Source organism: Odoribacter sp. N54.MGS-14, assembly GCF_000980295.1.
GTDB classification, from domain to species: Bacteria; Bacteroidota; Bacteroidia; order Bacteroidales; family Marinifilaceae; genus Odoribacter; species Odoribacter splanchnicus.
Genome location: NZ_LARL01000098.1, coordinates 1 through 7900, shown reverse-complemented (window position 1 = coordinate 7900; position 7900 = coordinate 1). Strand labels below are relative to the sequence as shown.

General features: G+C 47.3%; 8 protein-coding genes. 2 read left to right on the top strand and 6 right to left on the bottom strand.

Features of this window, described 5'->3' with window-relative positions; genetic code table 11:
• Positions 1-131 precede the first annotated feature (131 nt).
• Both WS42_RS13720 and WS42_RS13715 read right to left on the bottom strand, forming a co-directional pair.
• Positions 132-1196 carry a glycoside hydrolase family 43 protein gene (locus WS42_RS13720; RefSeq protein ID WP_022159767.1) on the bottom strand — a complete coding sequence of 355 codons (1065 nt, stop codon included), beginning with the start codon at positions 1194-1196 and terminating at the stop codon, positions 132-134.
• A gap of 180 nt (positions 1197-1376) precedes the next feature.
• Positions 1377-2258, bottom strand: a complete 882-nt coding sequence (locus WS42_RS13715; RefSeq protein WP_013613084.1) for a DUF3078 domain-containing protein — start codon at positions 2256-2258, stop codon at positions 1377-1379.
• A gap of 164 nt (positions 2259-2422) precedes the next feature.
• Between WS42_RS13715 and WS42_RS13710 the strand changes: the two genes are divergently transcribed.
• Positions 2423-2680 carry a GlsB/YeaQ/YmgE family stress response membrane protein gene (locus WS42_RS13710; RefSeq protein WP_041557489.1) on the top strand — a complete coding sequence of 86 codons (258 nt, stop codon included), beginning with the start codon at positions 2423-2425 and terminating at the stop codon, positions 2678-2680.
• A gap of 129 nt (positions 2681-2809) precedes the next feature.
• Here WS42_RS13710 and WS42_RS13705 read toward each other — a convergent pair whose 3' ends face one another.
• From WS42_RS13705 to WS42_RS13690, 4 genes are all read right to left on the bottom strand, one after another.
• On the bottom strand, positions 2810-3898 hold the full coding sequence (locus tag WS42_RS13705; protein ID WP_046451269.1) for an acyltransferase: 1089 nt from the start codon (positions 3896-3898) through the stop codon (positions 2810-2812).
• Positions 3899-3997: 99 nt separating this feature from the next.
• Positions 3998-5011, bottom strand: coding sequence for a GGGtGRT protein (locus tag WS42_RS13700; protein ID WP_046451268.1), 1014 nt, complete (start codon positions 5009-5011; stop codon positions 3998-4000).
• A gap of 17 nt (positions 5012-5028) precedes the next feature.
• Positions 5029-5721, bottom strand: a complete 693-nt coding sequence (locus WS42_RS13695; protein ID WP_046451267.1) for an iron-sulfur cluster assembly scaffold protein — start codon at positions 5719-5721, stop codon at positions 5029-5031.
• A 200-nt stretch (positions 5722-5921) separates the two neighbouring features.
• The gene (locus WS42_RS13690; protein ID WP_229057729.1) at positions 5922-6854 is read right to left on the bottom strand and encodes a helix-turn-helix domain-containing protein; all 933 of its coding nucleotides are present in this window, start codon (positions 6852-6854) and stop codon (positions 5922-5924) included.
• A 235-nt stretch (positions 6855-7089) separates the two neighbouring features.
• On the opposite strand from WS42_RS13690, the gene WS42_RS13685 reads away from it, so the two are divergent.
• Positions 7090-7900, top strand: an 811-nt coding sequence (locus WS42_RS13685) for an aldo/keto reductase (protein WP_046451266.1), incomplete at its 3' end; no start/stop codon positions are given.

Below are 7900 nucleotides of genomic sequence, written 5' to 3'. Positions count from 1 at the left end.
GTTCCGGTAATGATCGAGTACCTGTTCCAATTGACTGCGATTTTCCCCGGCCTGACGGAGAGCGTTTTCAAGGTCGGGATCGGTATGCCGGCATCCGGCTGATAGGATCAATAGAAAAAAGAAAAAAGTTCTCATATCGCTGTACCTGAAGGTTTGGGCTGTTTGACGTGACAGGGGATGGGTTGCCCGAATACCGGGAAACCTTTTTTATCCCACGAAAATTTCTGTAAACGAGGTGTCCGCAGATCGTTGGCCGCTGGCTCCAGACGATAGCGGGCATGGTAAAAAATGTAATCTTCGGTCCCATCCGGAGATTTTATAAAGCTGCAATGTTCGGGGCCGAATACGCCCAGCGTATCGTTCTGGCAAAATACAGGTTGTGGTGACTTTTTCCAGGAGGCCGGATCGAGCAGGTTACTGCCGCTTTGGGCGGTCATCAGTCCCAGGGCTGAATAAGGAGGCCGGTTTCCGCCGGCCGAATAGACCAGATGAATCAGATTGCCGTCGGGACTTTTTAAGGGTTGCGGGCTACCCATCGAAAAAGCGGCTTCCGGGTCATGACGTTCCCATCTTTGATCGGGAATACCGATCATAACCGGCCGGGTGGCCAGTGTCCAGGGATTTTCGAGACGGGCAATGTAAATGCAATTGAAAATATAAGGAATCGGTTGTTCGGGGATACCGAACCATACTAGGTAGAGTGAATCCCTGTGGGTGAATACCGAAGCATCTACCGCCCAGCTTTGGTCGGCGGAAGTGCGGAGCTGACCTTTGTAGATAAACCGGCCTTCGGTCGGGTCCGGATGGCTGTTTTCGAGTACGTATAGTTGATGGCTCCCGGCCCGGATACCGGCAGCTGCATAGTAAAGATACCATTTCCCGTCGAGATAATGCAGTTCCGGAGCCCAAAGGTCCCGGCTATTGGTCAGATCGTCCGGGAGCCATACGGTTTTGCTCCGGGCATGCCTGAGGTCGGTAATATCCTTTGTCTTCCAGATGGAAAGATGGTCGTACATCGACTGGGTATAATAATATACACCGTCATGGTAGATGGCATAGGGGTCTGCTCCCGATGTTAACAATGGATTACTGTATGAAGCCACACTTGTCCGGGGAATTGTCCGGGCTGGCCGGTTCGCCTGTTCCCGGCATCCGTAAATAGTAACAATAAGAAATAAAAAGAGATATCGTTTCATGTTACAAATATCTCAATTTTATTAAATAACTGTGTTTAATTTATGTAATTTTCAGGATTTAGAGGGACCTTCGAATTTTGACTTTCGGAGGCGGTGTTTCTGGCAGGAGTCGATTGGGACAAAAGGTCCGTCCCAGAGTTCCGGATTCTGGGACGGACCTTTTGTCCTGAAACGAGGATTTTAGAAGGTAACCTGAAAACCGACGGCCAGGGCTTCTTTGAATTGCAGACGGGGGCCTTTAGTTCCGTCTTTTTGTAAGATTTTGGTGTCGTTGTCGTAGATCATATTGGTGGTGATGTTGCAGGAGAACCATTGATTGATAGCCATGTTGAGCTGTACATCCCAGCTGATATCGACGTTCTGGGGGTCTTTCAGGTAGTTACTGTAAAGATTGAGCCGGGAGAACACGGTCATGTTTTTCAGGAATTCGTATTTGGCTTCCATGCGTAAGTTAGCACCGAATTCGGAAAAGAGGTGTTTACCCGGGGTAACTCCGAAATCTCCCTGGTCGGAAAGGATTTTACTGCTGACGAAAGTTCCTCTCCAGGTGGCTGGAGTGAAGGTCGCTGTAAACCAGCTTTTGGGGGTCCAGGTGAAACCGGCACCGATCAGGAGGTATCCCGGAGACATAAAACGCGAGATAAACACGTCCGGGTCGACGTTGTAGTCGTATCCTTTAGCAAATTGGGTCTGGAAGGTCATCAATCCACTGGCATACCAGTTTTTCGCTATTTCGTATCCATAGGTGGAAGACAGGTAGATTTTGTCGTTTGTTTTTTTGGTGCCGTCCGATTTGGTTTTATTCAGACCGTAGTCGAGTTCCAGACGATTGTTCCAGAGGTGTTTCGCCTTTTTATAGTTGGCAAAGTAGTTGAATTGCAGGTTGAATCCTACTGCGTTATCACCTCCGGCAGCCCATTGACTCAGGCTGACTTGGCTTAAGTTTATCCCGATGTTTCCACCCCTTTTCCAGGTGGTGTCCGTCCCGGGTTGTGCGTATGCCGGTACTAAGATTCCGGTTAATACGATGATTCCTAATGTGTAAATTCCGCTACGTATCATTTTTTTGTTTTTTTGGAAGTTTACGGAAATCGGGTTGGTGAAGTTCTGATTCGCCGGGATTATAAGTCGGGCAAGTTCATAATGGTTTACGAGGGAAAAATTTTTAGCGGGGAAAGATGAACTATTTTTTCGGATTGGAGTATAACAAAGAAAATAATAGGATTATGTCATTTCTTTGGTTTATTATTATCGGAATTGTGGCCGGATATGTGGCCGGTAAGATTATGCGAGGCGGAGGTTTCGGATTGATCGTGAATCTGGTTGTCGGTATAATCGGAGGAGTATTGGGGGGCTGGTTGTTCAGTCTGCTGGGTATTTATTCGACCGGTGGGATTATCGGCAGTCTGGTTGTGGCTACGATCGGGGCGATCGTTTTGCTATGGATTGTGTCTCTTTTCAGCGGACGGAGGCATAGTGAGTGATCGGCCGGATTATCTTTCTATCGGTTTTCGGTAAAATTGTTTTTGTACGAAGTAGTTTTTTGTTGTATCCAATCGGTGACGTAAGGTGTAACCGATTGGATACCTTGCTCAAAATGGCAGTATGCGTTTTTATCCTATAATCCATTTACTGCCCGGTATGAGCGAGATTATCTTTGTCGTCACGAAACAACAGATAAATGTCGTTGCTGCAATACAGGGAATGGCGGCGACAGTAGGAAATGCCAGGTTATGCTTGAATACCGTTACCCATAGGCCGAGCCAAAATATGTGCATCAGGTACATGCCGTAGCTGAGTTTCGATATTTCGGTGATGAGCCGCGGGGACTTCGGCTGGTTTATACAGCTGAACATCAGGAAGGTTCCTGTAGTAAGGAGCACACAGTTGATGGTACAGAAAGCCCATCCGATTTCTATAACAGGAGTGGACAGGTTTTCTCCGGGTATCGCCTGGATATAAAACGAGTAGATCGTCCACACTGCTCCGATAATCATCAAAGCAATTCCTGTTCTGAGGCGTTTGGAGCGGCTCCAGGTGAGGTGGGTGTGCATATAATGTGCCATGACCAGGTAACCGAGGAAGCCGGAGAAATAGAACAACATGTGGAATTCGTTCCAGAAACATTGTCCCCAAACTTCTCCCCACCAGCGGTTGAGATACGGCATGCAGGTTGATAACAGGAACAGGCCGATGAAGAAACATTCTTCTTTGGCTGTAGCTTTTTTTAGCCAGGGGGATATGACGGGAATGAATAAATAAAGGCTGATCAGGGGGTACATGAACCACAGGTGTCCGGCCTGTGTCGGGAAGTTGAGTAGTATTCGCGATAAATCCTTTACCGATGTTTCTGCGTCTATTTGTCCCCACAGCAGGGGCAGGGTACTGTATAACACCATGAACAGCAGAAACGGGGGCAGGATACGGATGGAACGCTGGCGGTAGAATTGCCAGGAGGTTAACCCTTCTTTCATCGGTGTAAGAAGAAAGGCAGAGACGATGATGAATAACGGAACAGCCATGCGTGAGAAACCATCGTAAACGGACACCCACAGCCGATCGGACTCATTGGCCAGAAAAGATTGTGGGCCTGCCATGTCGGTGGAACCGGCGGCGCCATAGAAGTTTTCACTGGCATGAACGACTATGACCAGAAAGCATGCGAATACACGCACGTAATCCAAAAAAACTATACGCTTCATTTTTTAATATTATTGTTCGTGTGTGATCTAAAGCAATTATAAAAAAATCCTGCGGGAGTGGACCTGCAGGATTTTTGTATCTGGATGACGATGATCCGATTATTTGGTCAGTGCCTGTGCAACAGAAACGGCAACAGCTACAGTCGCTCCTACCATCGGGTTGTTGCCCATACCGAGGAATCCCATCATTTCTACGTGGGCAGGTACGGAAGATGAACCGGCGAACTGTGCGTCCGAGTGCATCCGTCCGAGTGTATCGGTCATACCGTAGGAAGCAGGGCCTGCAGCCATATTGTCGGGATGCAGGGTACGGCCCGTACCACCGCCTGATGCTACTGAAAAATAGGGTTTTCCGGCCAGTACACGTTCTTTTTTGTAAGTTCCGGCAACGGGGTGTTGGAAACGGGTAGGATTAGTAGAGTTACCGGTGATGGAAACATCTACGTCTTCTTTCCACATGATAGCGACTCCTTCGCGTACATCGTCGGCTCCGTAGCAGTTTACTTTTGCCCGGGGACCGTCGGAGTAAGCTTTGGTTTTAACAACTTTCAGTTCGCCGGTATAGTAATCAAATTCGGTTTGTACGTAAGTAAAACCGTTGATCCGGGAGATGATCATAGCAGCATCTTTTCCCAGACCGTTCAGGATCACCCGCAATGGATTTTTCCGTACTTTGTTGGCCATTTCAGCGATTTTGATAGCACCTTCAGCAGCTGCGAAGGATTCGTGGCCTGCCAGGAAAGCGAAGCACTGTGTTTCTTCGCGTAGCAGACGGGCTGCGAGGTTACCGTGGCCCAGACCTACTTTGCGGTCGTCGGCTACCGATCCGGGGATACAGAAAGCCTGCAGGCCTTCGCCGATAGCTTCGGCAGCATCGGCCGCATGGGTACAATTTTTCTTGATTGCAATCGCAGCCCCGACTACGTAGGCCCATTTTGCATTTTCGAAACAGATATTCTGAGTCTGTTCACATTCCAGATAAGGATCGATTCCTTTTGCGTCGCAAATTGCTTCGGCTTCTTCGATAGAAGCGATGCCATAGGAGTTCAATACTTTGTTGATCTGAGCGATCCGACGATCCTGACTTTCAAATTTTACTTCTCTTTTTGCCATAGTGTGTTCCTCCTGTTTTATTCGTGACGTGGGTCAATATATTTAACTGCATTGGCGAAACGTCCGTAGTTTGAAGTGGCTTTCTTCAATGCTTCGTTAGCGTCGGTACCTTTTTTGATCAGGTCCATCATAACGCCGAGGCGTACGAATTCATATCCGCATACTTCGTCGTCTTCGTCGAGAGCCAAACGGGTTACATATCCTTCGGCCAGTTCCAGGTAACGAACACCTTTTGCTTTGGTAGAGAACATGGTTCCTACCTGGCTGCGCAGACCTTTACCCAAATCTTCGAGGCCTGCACCGATCACCAGTCCGCCTTCGGAGAAAGCACTCTGTGAACGTCCATATACGATTTGCAGGAATAATTCACGCATAGCTGTGTTGATCGCATCGCAAACCAGGTCGGTATTCAATGCTTCGAGAATCGTTTTGCCCGGCAGGATTTCTGCAGCCATAGCTGCTGAATGGGTCATTCCTGAACAACCGATAGTTTCCACCAAGGCTTCTTCGATTACCCCTTCTTTGATATTCAGGGTCAGTTTACAAGTCCCCTGCTGAGGAGCACACCAACCGATACCGTGGGTTAAACCTGAGATGTCTTTGATTTCTTTTGCTTTCACCCATTTGCCTTCTTCAGGAATTGGGGCCGGTCCATGGTTCGGACCTTTTTTGACAACACACATGTGTTGTACTTCCTGTGAATATACCATTTTTATCGCTTTTATAGATTAATATATTGCTAATCACCACTCGTTTAGCGCATAAACCGGACAAAGATAACCTTTTGCGGCAAATAAAAAAATAGATCAAAGGACATATAATTGTGCAGACGTTTGCAAAGGAAAGTGTCGAAATTGTATTTTTTTTAATTGAAATGATTATTTACTTTTATATAGTAAAGGGTGCTTTTTTACGATTGCCGGTGAGGCCGGTCGGAACCGGAGGTTGTGCTGTTCTTTTGTAGCCGTTCGGTGTACTCCGTGGGGGTACATCCCTCTTGTTTTTTGAATAACCGGCTTAAATGTTGTGGATATTCGAAGCCGAGGTCGTAAGCGATCTGAGAAATAGAATTACCGCCGATCAGTTTGTCTTTGGTTTTTTCGACGATAAACCGGCGGATGTGGTTACCTGCTGTTTCTCCCGTCGTTCGCTTCACCAGATCGCCGAAGTAGTTCGATGACATGCAAAGTTGTTCGGCACAATACAATACGCTCGGAATACCGTTGGACAATTGTTTCCCGTTGTTGTAATAATCATCCAGCAATTTCTCGAAACGGGCCAGTATATCGTTGTTATCCTGGCGACGGGTCATGAATTGCCGGTCATAGAAACGTTTGGCATAGTTTAGGATTAGTTCGATATAAGAAAGAATGATCGAATCTTGCTGTTTATCCGGTCGGTGTCCGAGTTCGTGACGGAGTTGTTGCAGCATGGAGATAAAAATTTCCCTTTCCTCTCCGGTCATGTGCAGGGCCTCGTTTGTCTGGTAGGAAAAAAAAGAATACTCTTTGATTTTATTTTCGAGCGGAGAACCCCGGAGTATATCGGGATGAAACAGGAGTGCCCATCCTTCTATCTCTACCCGCTCTCCGTCATCCTCTTTCCCGCCTATCTGTCCGGGAGCCACACAAATGAGCGTTCCCTTGTTGTAGTCGTATTTTCCCAGACCGTAGGTCAGATCGATCAGGATATCGTCCCGCAGAAATAATCCGTAAACGCTGTAATTACAGAGAGAATGACGGATAGGTGTTACCTCTGCATAATCGATGACGCTTACCCATCGGTGTTGGGCGGAATGTCCGAGGTAGGCACTGTAATCGTTTACGTTTTTCACTTTCAACATATGGCTCATCACGTCTATAGTCTATATGGCCGACCGATTATAAATATACCGGAAGGTGAGTGCAATAACAAATAAAAACTTTGTTTTCAAATTTGGCATGGCCGAACCGCATCCTGTATGATACAAATATACGAAATTTATGGGACAATCTGTAAAATTGGTTCGGAAAACAGGATTTTCCGGACATCCGGGGCAGGGAATGCAGGTAATTTTGCCTTAGAATAAAAGCAATGATATGGAAACTGTAAAACTGAACAATGGCATTGAAATGCCGGTATTGGGATTAGGAACTTTTCTTTTGACCGATCCCGACACATGTGAACGGAGCGTATCGGAGGCTATCCGGATCGGTTATCGGTCGATCGATACGGCCCAGGGATATGGAAACGAGGAGTATATCGGCCGGGCGGTTGCCGGGAGTGATGTGGCACGGGAGGAGTTGTTTATCACGACAAAGGTGTGGTTTAAGAATTATGAACATACCCGGGCTTCAGTAGAAGAATCGATGCGGAAGTTGCAGACCGACTACCTGGATCTTGTGTTGTTGCACTGGCCGTTCGGCAATACTTATGCCGCCTGGCGAGAACTGGAAGAGCTGTATGCAGCGGGTAGAATCCGTGCTATCGGCGTATCGAATTATACCTCCGACCGACTGATCGACCTGATACTGTATAATAAGGTCGTGCCTGCCGTGAATCAGATCGAGACCAACCTTATTTCACAGCAGACAGAGATTTACCGCTGGATGAAGAAATATCGTATACAGCACGAGGGTTATGCTCCGTTCGGACAAGGAAAAATCGATGCACTTTACGATGACCCGGTTTTGATGTATATCGCCGACAGGTACCATAAAACGGTACGTCAGGTGGTATTGCGATTTCAAATCCAGTCGGGAGTGGTCGTCATTCCGAAAACGATGCATCCCGACCGTTTGAAGGAAAATTTCGAAGTTTTCGATTTCGGATTGGAAGCCAATGAAATGGAGATCCTGCGCTCGTTCGATAAAGCAACACCCCTGATCGGTAATCCGCAGGATCCGGTAA